We start from the raw sequence: 17881 nt of genomic DNA, 5'->3' as shown, positions 1-17881 counted from the left end.
CCGCTCACGATTTGATGTGCAGGGCGCAGATCAGGGTGAACAGCCGCCGGGCCGTGTCGTGGTCGACCTCGATCTTGCCGTCGAGCCGCTCCCGCAGCAGTTCCGATCCCTCGTCGTGCAGGCCGCGCCGCCCCATGTCGAGCGCCTCGATCTGCGACGGTCCCAGCTTCTTGATGGCGGCGTAATAGCTCTCGCAGATGAGGAAGTAGTCCTTCACGACCTTGCGGAACGGCGTCAGCGACAGGACGATGTCGCGCAGCTTCTCGTCGGACTCGCTGCGCACGTCGAATACCAGGCGCTGTTCGAAGATGCCGATCCTCAGGCGATAGGGTCCCGGCTGGCCGCCGACCAGATGGAAGTCGTTCTCCTCGATCAGGTCGAACAGTGCGACGGCCCGCTCGTGCTCCACCTCCGGCGTGCGGCGGGCGACCGAGTCCTCGTCCAGCACGACGTCGATGATGCGCCGCGTCCTGTCGATCGTTCCCGCCGGCACGGCTAACGACCCAGCCGGAGCGAAACCGACCGGCCATGGGCGCCGAGCCCTTCAGCATCGGCGAGCGCCACGGCGGACGGGCCGAGGGCGGCCAGCGACTGCGGCGTACAAGCGACCAGCGACGTCCGCTTCAGGAAGTCGGCGACGCCCAGCCCGCCGGAGAAACGCGCGGCGCGCGAGGTCGGCAGCACATGGTTCGTGCCGGCCACATAGTCGCCGATCGCCTCGGGCGTGTGGCGGCCGAGGAAGATCGCACCGGCATGGCGCAGCTTCTGCGACAGAGCCTCGGCCTCCGCCATCTCCAGGGCGAGCTCGACATGCTCGGCGGCAATGGCGTCGACGATGGGCGGCGCGGCCGAGAAATCCGGGACAAGGATCACGGCGCCATTGTCGCGCCAGCTCGGCCCAGCGATGCCCGCACGCGGCATCGTCTTCAGTTCGACCTCGACGGCGCGCACGACCGCATCGGCAAAGGCCGCATCGTCGGCGATCAGCACCGACTGCGAGGACGGGTCGTGCTCGGCCTGGGACAGGAGGTCGGCCGCGATCCACTGCGGATCGTTGTGCCGGTCGGCGACCACGAGGATCTCGGAGGGGCCGGCGATCAGGTCGATGCCGACCTGGCCGAACACGCGGCGCTTGGCGGCGGCGACATAGGCGTTGCCGGGTCCGGTGATCTTGTCCACCGGCTTGATCGACTGGGTGCCGTAGGCCAGCGCCGCCACCGCCTGCGCGCCGCCGATGCGCCAGACTTCATCGGCACCGGCAATCTCCGCCGCCAGCATGACCAGCGGATTGAGCGTGCCGCCCGGCGTCGGCACAACCATCACGATGCGCCCAACGCCCGCCACCTTGGCCGGCACGATGTTCATCAGCACCGACGACGGGTATGCCGCCGTGCCGCCCGGCACGTAGACACCGGCGGCGTCGACGGGCCGGTAGCGCGCGCCCAGTCGCGTGCCGGTGGCGTCGGTGAAGTCGACATCCTTCGGCATCAGGGCACGGTGAAACGCCTCGATGCGCTTGGCGGCGAAGGTCAGCGCCTCGCGCTGCGCGGTCGGCACCTGTGCCGCCGCCGCTTCGCGCTCGGCGTCGGAGATGCGCATGTTGGCGGCGGTGATGCCCGCCCAGTCGAATTTGGCGGTGTAGTCGACGACAGCCGCGTCGCCACGCGCACGCACGTCGGCGACGATGCCGGCCACGACGCGGTCGACATTTTCGTCGGTATCCCGATTGCGCCCCAGGAAGGCCGAAAATTCCTTCTCGAAACCCGGCGCCGAAGCGTCGAGCCTAAGCGGCACGGGGCACCCCGAGGGCGACTTCGCGGAAGCGGTCGATCCAGTGGCCGACCCGCTCGGGCCGCGTCTTGAGGGCAGCACGATTCACGATGAAGCGCGAGGTGATATCGGCGATGTGCTCGATCTCGACCAGGCCGTTCTCCTTCAGGGTGCGGCCGGAATCGACGAGGTCGACGATGCGGTGGCTGAGGCCGAGCGACGGCGCCAGCTCCATGGCGCCGGAAAGCTTGACGCACTCCGCCTGGACGCCGCGCGCAGCGAAGTGCCGGCGCGTCACCTCGGGATACTTGGTGGCGATGCGCACGTGGCTCCAGCGCCGCGGATCGTCCTTGCCGGCCATCTCGACCGGTTCGGCGACGGCGAGACGGCACTTCCCGATGCCGAGGTCGATCGGGGCGTAGATTTCCGGATAGTCGAACTCCATCAGCACGTCGGCGCCGGCGATCCCGAGATGGGCGGCGCCGAACGCCACGAACGTGGCCACGTCGAAGGAGCGGACGCGGATGATGTCGAGGTCTGGATGGTTGGTCGCGAAGCGGAGCTGGCGGGCATCGGGATCGGCGAAGGCCGCCTCCGGTTCGATGCCGGCACGCGCGAACACAGGGGCCGCTTCCTTGAGGATGCGACCCTTGGGCAGCGCCAGGATGAGCTTCTCGTTAGCCTCGCTCGACACGACAGGTTCTCCAGTAACGAATGCCCGCCCCTCGCCGGAGCCGAAGGGCTATTCGACCGGGTGGGCGGGCTTCCACGGGGTGGGCCAAGGCTCCCCGACATCTCCCAAATGGCATGCGAGACGGCCGATTTCCAGCCGTATGGCCCGGCCGGCCGAAAAGCGCAGCAGGACTGAATGCTCATTTTCCAGCACCACCGCGAGCAGTTCCAGCATCCGGTCGGGTTCAGCCGTGGGGATGTCATGGTGCCGCACCGTCGTCACCTCGTTGAAGACGAGGGCGGAATGGGTCCGGGTATGGCCAGTTGCCTGCCCCGGATCAGCTTCCCACCGGAACCGGTTGAGCAGCAGGATGAAGCGGCTTTCGTCCTTCAGGTAGGCGCAGTCGCGAACCGCCACCAGCGCGTCCTGAACGGCGGCCGAAACGATGGCCAGGTCGTCGGCGTCGAGCGCGGACAGCTTCAGCTTCGCCGTCATACGTTCTAGCCCTTCAGCCGCTCGATGTCGGCGCCGCAGGCGCTGAGCTTCTCTTCCAGGCGCTCGAAGCCGCGGTCGAGGTGATAGACGCGGTGGAGCATCGTGTCGCCTTCGGCCGACAGGGCCGCGATCGCCAGCGACACCGAAGCGCGCAGGTCGGTGGCCATGACCTCGGCGCCGCGCAGTTTCGGCACGCCGCGGACCAGGGCCGACTGGTGGTGGATGGTGACGTTGGCGCCCATGCGCGCCAGTTCCGGCACATGCATGAAACGGCTCTCGAAGATCGTCTCGGTGATCATCGAAGCGCCTTCGGCCCGCGTCATCAGCGCCATCATCTGAGCCTGGAGATCGGTCGGGAAGCCCGGGAACGGCTCGGTCATCACGTCGACGCCGTGCAAGGCGCCGTTGGTCCGGTGCACGCGCATACCGTTCTCGGTGTTCTCGAGCGTGACGCCGGCAGAACGCAGGCTGGCGGCCACCGTGTCGATCAGGTCGACCCGGCCGCCGATCAGTTCGACGTCGCCCGCGGTCATGGCGACGGCCATGGCGTAGGTGCCGGTCTCGATGCGATCCGGGATGACCGCATGCTCGATCGCGTTGAACGAGGTCACGCCCTCGATGGTGAGCGTCTCTGTACCGATGCCCCCCACCGGCACGCCCATCGCCGACAGGCATTCGGCGAGATTGGCGATCTCGGGCTCGCGGGCGGCATTGTCGAGGACGGTCGTGCCTTTGGCCAGAGCGGCCGCGATCATCAGGTTCTCGGTGGCGCCGACCGACACTTTCGGGAAGGTGTAGCGCGCGCCCCTGAGCCCCTTGGGCGCCCGCGCGACCATGTAGCCGCCGTCGATGTCGATCTCCGCGCCCATCGCGCGCAGGCCGGCGATATGCAGGTCCACGGGACGCGCGCCGATGGCGCAGCCGCCCGGCAGCGACACCTTGGCCTGGCCCTCGCGCGCCAGCAGCACGCCCAGCACCAGCATCGACGCCCGCATCTTGCGCACGATGTCGTAGGGTGCGGTGGTCGAAGTGATCTTCGCGGCCTTCAGCACCATCGTCGTACCGTGGCTGTGGCCGTTCTCGCCAGCGGTCGCCTCGATCTCCACCCCGTGCTGCCGCAGCAGCTGCATCATGGTGGTGATGTCGGCCAGGCGCGGCACGTTGTGGAGGGTGAGCGGCTGGTCGCTCAGCATCGACGCCACCATGAGCGGCAGGGCCGCGTTCTTGGCGCCGGAGATACGGATCTGGCCCTTCAGCTGGCGGCCGCCCCTGATGCGAATTCTGTCCATGGTCGCCTCCGCTCAGATTTTCGGCAGGGTGACGCCGCGCTGGCCCTGATATTTGCCGGCCTTGTCGCGGTAGGAAACCTCGCAGGGCTCGTTGCCCTGGAGGAAGAGGAACTGGCAGGCGCCCTCGTTGGCATAGATCTTCGCGGGCAACGGCGTGGTGTTGGAGAATTCCAGGGTCACGTGACCCTCCCACTCCGGCTCGAGCGGCGTCACGTTCACGATGATGCCGCAGCGCGCATAGGTCGACTTGCCGACGCAGATCACCAGCACGTCACGGGGGATGCGGAAATACTCGACCGTCCGTGCGAGCGCGAAGGAATTGGGCGGGATGATGCAGACTTCGGTGTTGCGGTCGACGAAGCTCTGCTGGTCGAAGTCCTTGGGATCGACCACCGACGAATTGACGTTGGTGAAGATCTTGAAGTCGGTGCCGACACGGGCGTCGTAGCCATAGGACGACAGGCCGTAGGAAATGACGCCTTCGCGCTTCTGGGCGTCGACGAAGGGCTCGATCATGCCCTTCTCCTGCGCCATGCGGCGAATCCAGCGGTCCGAGAGAATGCTCATTGGGGGCGCTTCTAAACGAGGGAGGGGGGCGGCTCAACCGCCGGTCTTGCCTGCGGTCGGATGACCCTGTCCCGCGCCCGACGGCTTCGGGACCTCCCCCTTGGCGCGCGCCTGCGCCTTGCGCCGCTTCAGGTTCTCGCGCAGGGCGGCGGCAAGCCGGTCTGCGCGTTCGTCCTTCTCCGGGACCTGCTTCGAGGGGGCGGTCATCCGCTCAAGGATACACTATTGTGGGGCGGCCGTGGCAGTCCCGTCTGCCGCCCCGCGTCGCCACCCCCCGGTCCGGCGGTCAGTCGCCCGCCGCCGGCGCCTCGATGTGCTCACCGGCACCGCGCTTCCTGGAATGGTCCGCCGCCAGCATCACGTAGACGGCCGGTACCACGAACAGGGTGAACAGGGTGCCGACCGCGAGGCCGCTGGCGATCACCAGCCCCATCGAGAAGCGCGACAGGGCGCCGGCGCCGGTGGCGACGATCAGCGGCACGACGCCCAGGACCATCGCCGCCGTCGTCATCAGGATCGGCCGCAGACGGATCGAAGCGGCGTCGATGATGGCCTCGCGCCGCGACTTGCCGGCCTCCTGCAGCTCGTTCGCCACCTCGACGATCAGGATGCCGTGCTTGCTGATCAGGCCCATGAGCGTGACCAGACCGACCTGGGTGTAGATGTTCAGCGTCGCCCCCGGCATGCCCACCGTGCTGAGCGCCATCAGGAAGATGAGCGCGCCCGCGATCGACATCGGCACGGAGAAGAGGATGATCAGCGGATCACGGAAGCTCTCGAACAGCGCCGCCAGCGACAGGTAGATGATGATCAGCGCGAATCCGAAGGTGACGATGAAGCCGCCACTTTCCTGCACGTACTGACGTGACGCGCCGCCATAGTCGATCGAGTAGCCCTGGGGCAGCGTGCGCTGCGCCAGCTCCTTCAGGGTCTGCAGCGCCTCGGCCTGGGACACGCCCGGGAAGGCCACACCCTGGATGGTGGCGCTGTTGAGCTGCTGAAAATGGTTGAGCGACTGCGGGATCGCCTTGGTGGCGATCGACGCGACCGTGGACAGCGGCACCGTCGTGCCGTCGGCGGCCTTGATGTGATAGTCGAGGATCTGGTCGATGTTCTGTCGCGACGACTGCTGGACCTGCGGGATCACCTTGTAGGAGCGGCCGTCGAGCGCGAAGTAGTTGACGTAGCCGCCGCCCAGCATCGAGCCCAGGGCGCCGCCGATGTCGCTCATCTTCAGGTCGAGCGCCGAGGCCTTGTCGCGATCGATCACGACCGTCGCCTGGGGCGCGTCGATCTTGAGATCGGTATTGAGGAAGATAAAGCGGCCGGTGGCGAGCGCCTCCTGCAGGAACTTCTGCGCCACATCGTTCAGCGCCTCGAACCCGCCCGTGGTGTTGATCACGAACTGGACCGGAAGGCCGGTCGAGCCCGGCAGCGGTGGCGGCTGGAAGGCGACGACCTGCGCACCGGCGATTCCCGCCAGCTGCTGCTGCACGATCGGCTGCAGCTGGTTGGAAGTCATGGTGCGCTTGTCCCACGGCTTCAGTACATAGCCCGCGATCGACTGGCCGGGCACGTCGAGCTGGAAGACGTGATCGGTTTCCGGATGGCTGGCGCCGATCTTGTAGATCTCCCGCGAGTAGATCTGGCGCTGGTCGATCGTCGAGTTTGGCGCCGATGTCGCGAAGCCGATGATGATGCCCTGGTCCTCCTGCGGCGCGAGCTCGCTGCTGGTCGCCGTGTAGAGGAAGTAGATGCTGCCGAGCACCAGCACGGCGAAGGTCGCCGTGACCGGGAGATAGTTGAGACTGCCGGTCAGCCAGCGGGAATAGCCGCGCCGCAGCCGGTCGAACACATTGTCGATGCCGCGGATCAGGCGCGCCTCCCAGCCGCGATCGTCGTCGCTGTGGGGCTTCAGCATCCGCGAGCACATCATGGGCGAGAGCGTCAGGGCGACGATCGCAGAAATGGTGACGGCGCCCACCAGGGTGAAGGCGAACTCGGTGAACAGCGCGCCCGTCAGGCCGCGCTGGAAGCCGATCGGCACGTAGACCGCGATCAGGACCACGGTCATCGCGATGATCGGGCCGCCCAGCTCGCGAGCCGCCTGGATTGCGGCCGGGAATGGCTTCTGCCCCTCCTCGAGATGGCGGTTCACGTTCTCCACCACGATGATAGCATCGTCGACCACCAGGCCGATCGCCAGCACCAGCGCGAGCAGAGTGAGCAGATTGATGGAGAAGCCGAAGGCCGCCATCATGGCGAAGGTGCCGATCAGCGACAGCGGAATGGCGATCACGGGGATGACCACAGAGCGGATCGATCCCAGGAAGGCGAAGACCACCAGGGTCACGATCACCAGCGCCTCGATCAGGGTGCGGATCACCTCCTCGATCGAGCTGTTCACGAACTCCGTCGAGTCGTAGATGATCTGGCCGTTCAGCCCCTGCGGAAGCTGCGCCTGGATCTCCGGAAAGACGTCCTTCACGCCCTTGATCACGTCGAGCAGGTTGGCGGCCGGAGCCACCTGGATGCCGATATAGACCGCCTTCTGGCCGTCGAAGCTTACTTCCGATTCGTAGTCGTCGGACCCAAGCGTCACGTTCGCCACGTCGCTCAGGCGGACGATCGCGCCCTTGTCCTGCTTCAGCACAAGGTTGCGGAACTCATTGAGCGAGCTGAGCGCCGTCGAGGCCTTGAGTGTGACCTGCACCATCTGGCCCTTGGTCGTGCCGAGCCCGGCGATGTAGTCGTTCGCCGTCAGCGCCTGGCCGACATCGGCCGCCGTCAGGCCATAGGCGGCGAGCTTCTGCGGATCGAGCCAGGCGCGCAGCGCGAAGTTCTTGGCCCCCAGCAGCTCCGCCGTCTGCACGCCTTCTACCGCCTGCAGCCGGGGCTGCACGACGCGCACCAGATAGTCGGTGATCTGGTTGGGCGCGAGTTCCTTGCTGTTGAAGCCGATATACATCGCGTCGATCGTCTGGCCGACCTTCACCGTCAGCACAGGTTGCTGCGTGCCGGCGGGCAACCGGTTCAGCACCGAGTTCACCTTGGTGTTGATCTCGGTGAGCGCCTTGCTCGAATCGTAGTTGAGGCGCAGGTAGACCGTGATGGTGCTGACGCCGCTCTGGCTGGTCGACGTCATGTAGTCGATGCCGTTGGCCTGGGCGACCGCCTGCTCGAGCGGCGTCGTGATGAATCCGGCGATCACGTCGGGGTCGGCGCCGTAGTAGGTCGTCGTGATCGTCACGACGGCATTCTCGGTGCGCGGATACTGAAGCACCGGCAGGGCACTGATGGCGCGCAGGCCGACGACCAGGATCAGCAGGCTCACCACGCTCGCCAGAACCGGGCGGCGAATGAAGATGTCGGTGAACTTCATGGAACGATGTCCTGCAGGCTGTTATTTGTCGACGATCGTCGGTGCGGCGTCGTTGGTCGGCACTGCGCGGTTGTCGACCACCACCGGCACGCCGTTGCGCAGCTTGATCTGGCCGGAGGTGACCACCGTGTCGCCCTCGGAGACTCCCTTCAGGATCGCCACCTGGTCGCCACGCGTGGCGCCCGTCGTGACGAAGACCTGTCGGGCAACGAGTTCGGACTTCGCTTCGGCGCCCTTGCCCTTGTCGTCGACGACATAGACCAGCGAGCCGTAGGGATTGTAGCTCACCGCCGTCTGCGGCAGCGTGACCAGCCGCTGCGCCGCGCCGGTGTCCAGCTCGACCGCGGCGAACATGCCAGGCATCAGCTTCTGGTCCGCATTCGGCAAGGTGGCGCGCACCTGCACGTTGCGGCTGCCCGTCTCGATCTTTGGATTGATGGCGGTGATCTTGCCTTCGAACGTGTGCCCCGGGAAGGCATCGATCTTAGCCCTCACCCTGTCGCCGACCGCGATCTGCGCCACGGCCTGCTGGGGCAGCAGGAAGTCGACGTAAATCGGATTCAGCGACTGCAGGGTGGCGATCATAGTGCCGGCCGCGAGGAACTGGCCGAGATCGACCTGGCGCAGGCCGAGCTTGCCGTCGAACGGCGCCCGCAGCGTCTTCTTGTCGAGGATCGCCTTCTGGACGGCGACCTGCGCACGGGCATTGCGGAGATTGGCTTCGTCGTTGTCGACGATCGCCTGGCTGATCGCCTGCGCCTTGAGCTGCTTCAGGTCGCGGTCGTAGGTGATCTGCGCGAGGGACGCCGTCGCCTCGAGCGACTGAAGCCGGGCTTCCTCGTCTTGCTTGCGCAGGGTCAGCAGCACCTGCCCTTCCTTCACCTCGTCGCCAGACTGGAAGGTGATCGCCTCGACCACGCCAGGCACTTCGAGCGACAGCTCCGCTCCGCGCACGGCGCGCAGGGTGCCGACCGCATCGATCTTCGGCTGCCAGTCGCTGGTCTCGGCCTTCGTCGCCGACACGGTCTGGGGCATGTTGGCCATGCCGGCCATGGCTTCCTTGATCTTGCCGTTGACGACGGTCTTGAAGCCGAACAATCCGCCGAGCACCGCGCCGACGAGAATGAGCATGATGAGCATTCGCTTGATCATCGTCTGCCTCTTGAGCTGATCAGGATGACTTGATTCCGATTGAAGGGAGCGCGGCCGATCAGTGACCGGCGCGCGGCAGCTTGATGTCTTGAACGGGCGGCAGCGCGAAGCGCGTGGGCTTGCCCATCGATTTCGGATCGACGTCGGTCCGGTTCCACCAGCCGCCGCCCAGAGCCTGGAACAGCGCGGCGGTATCGGCGTAGCGCGCGGCTTGGGCGCGCAGCCGGTTGATGATGGCGGTCTGGTAGGTCTGCTGCGCATTGAGCAGGATCAGGTAGTTCACGGCGCCGAGCTGGTACTGCTGCTCCGAGAGCCTGAGGCTCGCCGCCGCAGTCTGCTCAGCGGCGACCTGGGCGCGCAGCGTATCGGCATCGTACTGCACGGCACGCAGGGCGTTGGCGACATCCTGGAATGCCGACAGCACGACGCCGCGATACTGCGCGGCCGCCCGCTCATAGGCGGCGATCGCGGCCTGGCGCTGATGGTCGAGCTTGCCCCCGTCGAACACGGTCTGCGCGATGCCGAAACCGATGCTCCACACGCCCGCACCCGGCACGATCAGCGAGCCGATGCCCCCGGACGTGAAGCCCAGCAGGCCGGTGATGGTGAACTGCGGCATCTGGTTGGCGACGGCGACGCCGATGTCGGCGCTCGCGGCTTGGAGCTGGGCCTCGGCCGCCTTCACGTCGGGCCGCTGCTCGACGAGCTGCGAGGGCAGGCTGAGCGGCAGCTCCTGCGGCAGCTTGAGCTTGGCGAGATCGAAGCTCTCGCCGCGATCCTGGTCCGGCGAGCGGCCGACCAGCCGCATCAGCTGGTTGCGCTGCTGGGCGAGCTGCTTCTGCAGCGGCGGCAGGGTCGCCTGGGTCTGCGTGAGGGCGGCTTCCTGTGCCAGCACGTCGGCGCGCGAGGCACCGCCCAGGTCGAACTGGCGACGCACGACACCCAGCGAGTTGTTGAGAATGTTGATGATGTCCCGGGTCGCGCCGATCTGGGCCTGCAGCGACGCGAGGTTGATCGCGGCAACGACGACGTTGGAGGAGAGGGTGAGATAGGTCGCCTCGAGCTGGAAGCGCTGGTTCTCTGCGGCCGCCTCCCGGGATTCGACCTGACGCCGCACGCCGCCGAACACGTCAGGCGAATAGGAGATGCTGAGCGACGCCGAGGTAACGCCGAACACGGCCCCGGCGCCCGTCTGTCCCTGGGAGGCAGGAGAGGCGAGCTGCTGCTGGCCGGAGGCATTGGCGCCCAGGGTCGGAAACAGGCTGCCCTGCTGGGCGAAGTAGAGTTCCCGGGCCTGCCGCAGCGCCGCCTGCGCGGCATCGACATCGGGATTGGCCTGCAGCGATTCCTTGATCAGCGAATCGAGCTGCGGCGACTGGAACAGAGTCCACCATTCGCCGGGAATGTCCTGCTCGGGCGCGAAGGTCTGCGCGGCGCCGCCGGGACCGGCCGCGGAACTGGTCTGCAGCGCTAGCGGCTCGGGCGTGTAACCGGTCGAAGCAGGCTTGGCCGGCTTCACGAAGTCCGGGCCAGCGGTGCAGCCGGCGAGCAGGAAGGCCGTGAAAGCCAGGAGAAAGGGTGACCGCCTGTGCATGCTGGTACTCGCGACGCTATTTTTCGGGCGCGACGGCGCGGCAGATAGCGAGCGTCTGCTCGCGCACGATCTGCTTCATCAACTGGACGTTCTCGCCGTCGAGACCGACCGCCTTGAGGATGGGGCGCTTGTGGTTGTTGCAGAAGATGACGACCTGCCCGATCAGCGCCATCGTGCGCATCGTCATCTCCGGGTCGCCCTCGGACTTTCCGTGGATCCGGGCAAAGAGTGCGAGACAGGGATTGAAGATTTGCTGCATGCCGTTCTCGTGCATCCGGTCGAGTCCGGGCGTCTCTTCCACCTCGGCCCGCGCGAAGATCAGGCGGCGGCTCTCGACCTGGGGGCCGCTCGTCACCACGGTGACGAAGGCTTCGAGCGTCTGGCACAGAAGCTCCGTCAGCTCGGCCGACGTGGCCTCCGGATCGTCGAGCGCCGCTCGGACGCGGGGCAGCACCGTGGACATGTGCCGCTCCGTGTCGGCCACGATGTCCTCGATGATTGCCCGGTAGAGGCCTTCCTTGTTGCCGAAATAGTATTGGATGGCCGGGAGATTCACGCCCGCGCCCTCGGCGATCTGCCGGGTGCTGGCGCCCTCGTATCCGTGGGCGGCAAAGAGATCGAGCGCCTTTTCCAGGATGCGCCGACGCGTATCCTCGCCCCTCGCCTGGGTCCCGGGACGGCCACGTCCAGTGGTCTGAATATTGATCATCGCTACCCTGAGCAGTGCGGACCCGAGCCAATTACTATCAGTCGATACACTGTGTCAATCGATAGATATTATCCTGGTGCACGCGAATTCAGGGAGGCCGACAAGAGCAGGAAGGTGATGTCATGCACGCGCAGTCGCGCTGCCGCCGACGCCCGGGCGATGGACGGTGCGCCGCTCCAGACGGGCGGGTCCACAAGCCGGTAACAGCCGGACTGATGCTCTTTTCCGCGACGCCGCGAGGGGCTTAAGTGCCGAACGTCGCTCCCAGCGACTTCGGCACGCGCACCGGCATGTCCAGCAGCATCTGCGCGAAGGCCTTGGCCAGCGGATCGGCCTTGAGCGAGGCCATGCCGCCGCCGCCCAGTGCCTTGCGCAGCAGGAAGTTGAAGCCCTTGATACCCGGCAGCCGCCAGCGCGTGACCGGTCCCTCGATGCGGTGGGCGAAATACTTCGCAACCGCCTCTTCCGTCACCTCGGCGTCGAGGATGGGCTCGTACTCCGGCTGGCGCGCGAAGATGCCGATATTGGCGTTGTCGCCCTTGTCGCCGGAGCGCCCATAGGCCAGCGCGATCAGCGGCACGGTCACCGTATCGCCGGCCGGCAAGGGTTGGGCCGCCGGCGCTTCGACGGGAAGCTGTGCCAAGGTGAAGCCGCCGCTCAGCGCACCTTCCTGCATCGCGATCCGATGGCCATCGACGTCCACCGTGACCGGCACCATCGACTTCGGCACCAGGCAGGAGAACATGCGGATGACGGGCGACGGCGAGACGCGTCCGGCGCCGAAGCTGCCGGTCATGCCGACTACGCCGCCGGTCGACATCGGCGAGATCTCACGGCCGAGCAGCGCCAGCGCCTCCTTCTGGTCGTGCTTGGCGGCGATCTTGACGACGACCTCGCGCGCATCCGGCACGCGGCCGTGCGGCCCGTAAGTCGCCTCGCTGCCGATCACCTCGATGCTGACGTCGCGATAGTCCGCCATGCCCTTCTCGCCGAACAGGCGGCGCGTCTTCTTGATGATCGACTCCGCGCTGTGGCGGCCCTTGGCCACCGCCTCGCGGCCGCCCAGCATGAAGATCGAGCTGAACTTGTAGCCGTCGGGCCAGGTCGTCGAAACCTTGTAGGTGTCGGTGGGCGGGCGGCCGCGGGCACCGCTCACCCGCACGCGGTCCTTGCCGACCTGCTCGTAGGTCGCCTGCGTGAAGTCGCACACCACGTCCGGCACCATGTAGGCGCGCGGATCGCCGATCTCGTAGAGCATCTGCTCGGCGACCGTCGCGGTCGTGATCAGGCCGCCGGTATCGTCGGGCTTCGAGAGCACGAAGCTTCCGTCGTCCGACACCTCGGCGATCGGGAAGCCCATATTGTCGTAGTCGGGCACCAGCCGCCAATCGGTGAAGTTGCCGCCGTTGCACTGCGCGCCGCATTCGATGATGTGGCCGCACAGCGTGCCGGCGGCGAGACGATCGAACTCTTCCGGTGTCCACGAGAACGCGTGGATCAACGCGCCCAATGTGACGGCGGAATCGACGCAGCGTCCGGTGATGACCACGTCGGCGCCTTCGGCCAGCGCCCGGGCGATCGGGAAGCCGCCGAGATAGGCATTCATGCTGGCGATCTTCGAGGGCAGCTCGGCGCCCGTGTCCATCTCGCGGATGCCGGCGGCGCGGAATTCGTCGGCGCGCGGCAGGATGTCGTCGCCCAGCACGACCGCGACCTTGAGCGTCACGCCCGCAGCCACGCAGGCTTTCAGCACTGCATCGCGGCACGCGAGTGGATTGACGCCCCCGGCATTGGTCACGACCTTGATCTTCTTCTCGGCGATCTCGCGCGCCAGCGGCGCCATGACGACCGAGACGAAGTCGATGGCATAGCCCGCCTGCGGATTGCGCAGCTTCTGCGCCGCCATGATCGACATGGTCACTTCGGCGAGATAGTCGCTCACCAGATAGTCGACGTCGCCGTGCCGCACGAGCTGCACCGCGGCGGTCTCGGTGTCGCCCCAGAAGCCCGAATGGCAGCCGATGCGGACCGTCTTCTTGCTCATCGCGCAGCCCCCTTCGACACCTTACTTCTTCTTGCGGTTGACGAAGGCGCCCATGCGCTCGATGTGCTCGCCCTCGGCAACCGACTGGGCAAAGGAATCGATGCCGGCCTGAACGGCCTCGTCGAGCGGCAGCCGCTCCCAGCGGCGCATCAGCCGCTTCTGCGCCCGCACGGCAAGCGGCGTCGCATCAACGATGGAATGCACGCAACGCTCGACGGCCGCGTCGATCTTCGCCGTCTCGACGACTTGCTCGACCATGCCCCAGGCCTCGGCCTTGGCGGAGTCGATGTTCTCGCCAGTGAGAAGCATCCACGACGTGCGGCCCCAGCCGATCAGGCGGGGCAGCAGCGCCGCCTCGACGACGGAGGGAATGCCGACCTTGACCTCCGGCATGCCGAAATGCGCCGTGTCGGTGGCGATGCGCAGGTCGCAGGCGGCCGCCACTTCGAGGCCGGCACCCAGCGTGTAGCCTTCCAGGCGACAGATCACCGGCACCGGACAGTCGCGGATGGACTGGCAGAGCTTGTGGACCATGGTGATGAAGGCGCGACCATCCTCGGAGGTGCGCATCCCGGCCATGTGGTTGATGTCGGCGCCGCCGATGAAGGCCCGGCCGCCAGCACCGGAGAAGACGACGACGCGCAGATCCTCCTCGGTCGAGAACGCGTGGAAGGTCGCGGTGAGATCGTGCAGGGCGGACGGGTTCAGGACGTTGAGACGCCGCGCATTGTCGAACACCAGATGGGCCACCGTTCCGGCATCGCGCTTGTCGCGCCGGACCTCGATCTTGTGGGTGGCTTCGCCCATGGCGTTTCGCTCCGTGGCTCTTTGTGATTGCGCGATTCTCCCCTATTAGAACCCGCCCACGACGCTTCACAAGAGCCAATGCCCGATACGATCGACCTCTCCCGCTACACCGTGTTCGTGCCGCCGGATCCGTTCGAGGATCATGTCGGGCCGTTCTATTTCGACCTCCAGGGCGATGCCCGGAAGGCTGGCACGGTGCACTGCGTGCTGCCGACCCTGCCACGCCACAGCAATTACATGGGCGGCGTGCATGGCGGCGGCATCCTGACCTTCGCCGACTATGCGCTCTGCCTCGTGGCCGGCCGCGCCGCCGACGGCGGCACCAACACGTCCTTCGCCATGACGGTGAGCATCGCCGTCGAATTCCTCAACGGCGCCGTCATCGGACCGCCGCTGGAAGCGCGCGGCGAGCCGCTTCAGGTGACGGGCCGCCTCGCCTTCGCGCGCGGCTCGATCACCCAGGAAGGCCGGACGATCGCGCTGTGGTCCGGCGTCTGCCGGCACGTCGCGCGCGCCAAGGCGATGGCGCGCAAGGACGAGCAGGCACCGTCACGGATCGACCTGCCGCCGCAGCTCGTGCCCGAAGGCTTCGAGCCGTTCAAGGCGAGCCCCTACTCGACCCATATCGGTCCGGCCTTCGTGCGCCGGGAGGCCGACGGCGCCTCGCTGGTGCAGCCGACCCTGGCGCGCATGTGCAATTCCGGCGGCGCACTCCATGGCGGCTACATGATGAGCTTCGCCGACACCGCCATCACACGCGCCGCGGCCATGTCGACCGACATGGCACCGACCACCGTCTCGTTCGCGGCCGAGTTCCTCTCCGCCGGCGACATCTCCGCGCCGCTGGTCACGCGCGTGGAAGTGCCCAAACGCGGCAAGTCGATCGCCTTCCTGCGCGGACTGCTGGAACAGAACGACCGCGCCCTGCTCTCCTACTCCGCGACGGTGATGCTGCGGCCGCGACGCTAGTCGCTGTCCGACATGAGGATGGCGACCTTCGTCACCTCGTGACTGAAACTCTCTTCCAGTCGGCGCACAGCCGTAAGGCCGTGCGTCTTGGCCGCTTTTTCGACGGCGGCGGCGACCTGGCTCAAGGCGTTGGCGCCGATCATGCCCGACGCGCCTTTCACGCGATGCGCCGCCTGCGCGATTGTCTCCAGATCATCCGTGTCGCGGATCTCGCGTTCGGCGCCGCGCGCCGTGTCGAGGAACTCGCGTTCGATCTCGGCCAGCGTGACAGGGTCGTCGCCGAACAGCTCGGCCAGCCTGCCGCGATCATAGGCCAGATTCATGCCACACGTCTCCCAGTCGCATCCTTCAGCCAGACGTCGAGCGTCGCGCGCAATTGCTCGATGCCGACCGGCTTGGTGATGAAACCGTCCATGCCGGCTGCCCGGCTGCGCTCTTCTTCTCCCTCGAGCGCGCTGGCGGTGACGGCGAGGATCGGCAGGCGCGCACGGCCCTCCCGGGCCTCGCCTTCGCGGATGTGCCGCGCCAGCTCGAACCCGTCCATGTCCGGCATCTGCAGGTCGGCCAGCACCAGGTCGTAGCCGCCCTTGCGCCAGAGACGCAGGGCCTCCTCGCCGCTCGCCGCCACGTCGGTCGAGGCGCCCGCCAGTTCGACCTGCCGTGCCAGGATCCTGCGGTTGACGGAATTGTCGTCGACGACGAGGACACGCCCATCCAACTGTCCAACCGGATCCGGTGTTCTGGCGGAAGCCGTCGGGCAGTTGATCCTGCCGGCAGCTCGCGCGATCGTGCGCACGACGACATCGCGCCGCCACGGGCGCTTGAGGTCGGCGAGGGCGACCAGGTTCTTCGTGCCATCGATGCCCACGGCCGCCAGGTTCGACACCACGACATCGACCTCGGCGCCGGCATCGCGCAGGTAGTGCGCGATCGCGGCGCTTTCCTCCGGATCGGGCAGCGACAGGACGAGCGACAGATCCTTCAGCGGCAGATCGGCCGCAATCGGCTCGGCTGGCGCAGCGCCGAGCTGCACCGTGACGGTGAAGGTCGAGCCGACGCCCGGCTCGCTGTCGATCGCGACGCTGCCCTGCATCGCCTCGGCGAGGCGCCGCACGATGGAGAGACCGAGGCCGGTACCGCCGAAACGGCGCGTCGTCGAACTGTCGGCCTGGACGAAGGGATTGAACAGCCGGTCGCACTGCTCGGCGGTGAGGCCAATGCCGGTGTCGACGACCCGGATGCGGAGTCTGAGTCCCTGGCGAAGATCGGCCGGCGCGCGTTCGAGCACGAGGCGGACGGAGCCCGTCTCGGTGAACTTGATGGCATTGCCCAGCAGGTTGAACAGGATCTGCTGCAGGCGCAGTGGATCGCCGATCACCCGGGCGGGCACGTCGGGCGCCACGAAGGCCGACAGGAGCAGTCGCTTCTCGGCCGCCTTCGCGGCCAGCGTCTCGGCCACGCCTTCGATCAGCTCGACCGTCGAGAGCTCCAGCCGCTCGAGATCGAGATGCCCCGCCTCGATCTTGGAGAAGTCCAGGATGTCGTCGATGATCCGCAGCAGCGAGGCCGCCGAATGGCGCACGGTGCCCAGCTGGTCGCGTTGGTCGGGCGAAAGCTCGGTGCGCTCCAGCACGTCGATCATGCCCAGCACGCCATTCATCGGCGTGCGAATCTCGTGGCTCATCGTGGCGAGGAAGGTCGACTTGGCCTGATTGGCTTCCTCCGCCTCGCGCTGAGCCACCAGCGCGGCGTCGTAAGCGACCTGCAGCCGGCGCGCGAGATCCTCCTTCTCGTAGGCCAGCGCGATATTGTCGTACTGCCAGCGATGCACGTCGCGCACATAGGCCATGAGGTGTGCGACGTAGGCCGCGCCGGCGATGCCAACGAGCTGATAGAACGGCCCGCCCGAGGTGATCAGCACCAACAGCAACGGCGCCGTCGTGGCCACAGCGAAGGCGTAGAAGGTCGGCGGATGGGCGGACCGGATCGGCACCGCCGTCGTGATCGTGGCCAGCAACACCAGGCCGAGCAGCATGCGCTGCAACTCGAAATCCTTGGCAGCCAGTACGAAGCCCGCCCATCCCCAGCAGGCGCCGGTCAGGAAGGTAAAGCCTGCGAACCACCACCCCCAGTGCAGGGTCTGCTCGTCGCCCGGACGAGCCCGCGCGAAATTGCGGCGCAGGACGTCGAAGCCCAGGGTCACGGCCAGGTACGCCACGAAAGGTCCAGCCAGCTCGCTCGGGTCGATCTGCCGCCAGTAGATCGCCGCGATCACCGGCCACAGGACGAAGGAGAAATAGCGCGAGGGCGCCGATCCCTCGAACAGGCGCCTGACCAGCTCGGCGCGGACGAAACGGTCCTGCTGGGCGGCCGGGTCGGCAACGGCGAGCGACATTCAAATCCTGGAGACTAGGGCTTGGGGCGCCGCCC

The 17881-nt window shown here is 67.1% G+C and carries 16 protein-coding genes; 1 reads left to right on the top strand and 15 read right to left on the bottom strand.

The features are described 5' to 3' along the window. Positions 1-4: 4 nt before the first annotated feature. From Q0Q48_RS11180 to Q0Q48_RS11120, 13 genes are all read right to left on the bottom strand, one after another. Positions 5-493, bottom strand: coding sequence for a UPF0262 family protein (locus Q0Q48_RS11180; RefSeq protein WP_295137448.1), 489 nt, complete (start codon positions 491-493; stop codon positions 5-7). A gap of 2 nt (positions 494-495) precedes the next feature. Further along, positions 496-1794 (bottom strand): histidinol dehydrogenase, encoded by a 1299-nt coding sequence (gene hisD / locus Q0Q48_RS11175; protein WP_295137447.1) that lies wholly within the window; start codon positions 1792-1794, stop codon positions 496-498. Continuing rightward, on the bottom strand, positions 1784-2464 hold the full coding sequence (gene hisG, locus Q0Q48_RS11170; RefSeq protein ID WP_295137445.1) for an ATP phosphoribosyltransferase: 681 nt from the start codon (positions 2462-2464) through the stop codon (positions 1784-1786). Before hisG ends, hisD begins: the two co-directional genes overlap by 11 nt. A 48-nt stretch (positions 2465-2512) precedes the next feature. Further along, positions 2513-2938 (bottom strand): DUF2948 family protein, encoded by a 426-nt coding sequence (locus tag Q0Q48_RS11165; protein WP_295137443.1) that lies wholly within the window; start codon positions 2936-2938, stop codon positions 2513-2515. Between the two features lie 5 nt (positions 2939-2943). Continuing rightward, on the bottom strand, positions 2944-4227 hold the full coding sequence (murA, locus tag Q0Q48_RS11160; protein ID WP_295137441.1) for a UDP-N-acetylglucosamine 1-carboxyvinyltransferase: 1284 nt from the start codon (positions 4225-4227) through the stop codon (positions 2944-2946). A gap of 12 nt (positions 4228-4239) precedes the next feature. After that, positions 4240-4794, bottom strand: a complete 555-nt coding sequence (dcd, locus tag Q0Q48_RS11155; protein WP_295137439.1) for a dCTP deaminase — start codon at positions 4792-4794, stop codon at positions 4240-4242. Positions 4795-4827: 33 nt separating this feature from the next. Further along, on the bottom strand, positions 4828-5001 hold the full coding sequence (locus Q0Q48_RS11150) for a hypothetical protein (RefSeq protein WP_295137436.1): 174 nt from the start codon (positions 4999-5001) through the stop codon (positions 4828-4830). 79 nt (positions 5002-5080) lie between these two features. After that, positions 5081-8176, bottom strand: coding sequence for an efflux RND transporter permease subunit (locus Q0Q48_RS11145; protein ID WP_295137434.1), 3096 nt, complete (start codon positions 8174-8176; stop codon positions 5081-5083). Between the two features lie 21 nt (positions 8177-8197). Next, positions 8198-9328 carry an efflux RND transporter periplasmic adaptor subunit gene (locus tag Q0Q48_RS11140; RefSeq protein WP_295137432.1) on the bottom strand — a complete coding sequence of 377 codons (1131 nt, stop codon included), beginning with the start codon at positions 9326-9328 and terminating at the stop codon, positions 8198-8200. Between the two features lie 58 nt (positions 9329-9386). Beyond that, positions 9387-10922 (bottom strand): efflux transporter outer membrane subunit, encoded by a 1536-nt coding sequence (locus Q0Q48_RS11135; protein ID WP_295137430.1) that lies wholly within the window; start codon positions 10920-10922, stop codon positions 9387-9389. 16 nt (positions 10923-10938) lie between these two features. Beyond that, positions 10939-11631: a CerR family C-terminal domain-containing protein gene (locus Q0Q48_RS11130; protein WP_295137428.1), complete on the bottom strand. Its 693-nt coding sequence runs from the start codon at positions 11629-11631 to the stop codon at positions 10939-10941. Between the two features lie 244 nt (positions 11632-11875). After that, entirely contained in the window at positions 11876-13675 is a 1800-nt protein-coding gene (locus Q0Q48_RS11125) for an acyclic terpene utilization AtuA family protein (protein WP_295137426.1), read from the bottom strand. Positions 13676-13696: 21 nt separating this feature from the next. Continuing rightward, positions 13697-14482, bottom strand: a complete 786-nt coding sequence (locus tag Q0Q48_RS11120) for an enoyl-CoA hydratase (RefSeq protein ID WP_295137423.1) — start codon at positions 14480-14482, stop codon at positions 13697-13699. 78 nt (positions 14483-14560) lie between these two features. Between Q0Q48_RS11120 and Q0Q48_RS11115 the strand changes: the two genes are divergently transcribed. Further along, positions 14561-15451 (top strand): PaaI family thioesterase, encoded by an 891-nt coding sequence (locus Q0Q48_RS11115; RefSeq protein ID WP_295137421.1) that lies wholly within the window; start codon positions 14561-14563, stop codon positions 15449-15451. Here Q0Q48_RS11115 and Q0Q48_RS11110 read toward each other — a convergent pair. Continuing rightward, positions 15448-15774: an Hpt domain-containing protein gene (locus Q0Q48_RS11110; RefSeq protein ID WP_295137419.1), complete on the bottom strand. Its 327-nt coding sequence runs from the start codon at positions 15772-15774 to the stop codon at positions 15448-15450. The genes Q0Q48_RS11115 and Q0Q48_RS11110 overlap by 4 nt on opposite strands. Then, a complete protein-coding gene (locus Q0Q48_RS11105; RefSeq protein ID WP_295137417.1) occupies positions 15771-17846 on the bottom strand; it encodes an ATP-binding protein in 2076 nt (691 codons plus the stop codon). Before Q0Q48_RS11105 ends, Q0Q48_RS11110 begins: the two co-directional genes overlap by 4 nt. Positions 17847-17881: the final 35 nt, after the last annotated feature.

The organism is uncultured Reyranella sp. (assembly GCF_945957355.1).
GTDB lineage: Bacteria > Pseudomonadota > Alphaproteobacteria > Reyranellales > Reyranellaceae > Reyranella.
This window is presented reverse-complemented; position numbering and strand designations above follow the sequence as displayed.

Bases quoted from the DNA above. Each gene is read 5' to 3' on its own strand.
- Q0Q48_RS11140 (WP_295137432.1), bottom strand. From the start codon at position 9,328: ATGATCAAGCGAATGCTCATCATGCTCATTCTCGTCGGCGCGGTGCTC.
- Q0Q48_RS11150 (WP_295137436.1), bottom strand. From the start codon at position 5,001: ATGACCGCCCCCTCGAAGCAGGTCCCGGAGAAGGACGAACGCGCAGAC.
- Q0Q48_RS11145 (WP_295137434.1), bottom strand. From the start codon at position 8,176: ATGAAGTTCACCGACATCTTCATTCGCCGCCCGGTTCTGGCGAGCGTG.
- Q0Q48_RS11125 (WP_295137426.1), bottom strand. From the start codon at position 13,675: ATGAGCAAGAAGACGGTCCGCATCGGCTGCCATTCGGGCTTCTGGGGC.
- Q0Q48_RS11105 (WP_295137417.1), bottom strand. From the start codon at position 17,846: ATGTCGCTCGCCGTTGCCGACCCGGCCGCCCAGCAGGACCGTTTCGTC.
- Q0Q48_RS11115 (WP_295137421.1), top strand. From the start codon at position 14,561: ATGCCCGATACGATCGACCTCTCCCGCTACACCGTGTTCGTGCCGCCG.
- Q0Q48_RS11110 (WP_295137419.1), bottom strand. From the start codon at position 15,774: ATGAATCTGGCCTATGATCGCGGCAGGCTGGCCGAGCTGTTCGGCGAC.
- Q0Q48_RS11120 (WP_295137423.1), bottom strand. From the start codon at position 14,482: ATGGGCGAAGCCACCCACAAGATCGAGGTCCGGCGCGACAAGCGCGAT.
- Q0Q48_RS11130 (WP_295137428.1), bottom strand. From the start codon at position 11,631: ATGATCAATATTCAGACCACTGGACGTGGCCGTCCCGGGACCCAGGCG.
- dcd (WP_295137439.1), bottom strand. From the start codon at position 4,794: ATGAGCATTCTCTCGGACCGCTGGATTCGCCGCATGGCGCAGGAGAAG.
- Q0Q48_RS11135 (WP_295137430.1), bottom strand. From the start codon at position 10,922: ATGCACAGGCGGTCACCCTTTCTCCTGGCTTTCACGGCCTTCCTGCTC.
- murA (WP_295137441.1), bottom strand. From the start codon at position 4,227: ATGGACAGAATTCGCATCAGGGGCGGCCGCCAGCTGAAGGGCCAGATC.
- Q0Q48_RS11165 (WP_295137443.1), bottom strand. From the start codon at position 2,938: ATGACGGCGAAGCTGAAGCTGTCCGCGCTCGACGCCGACGACCTGGCC.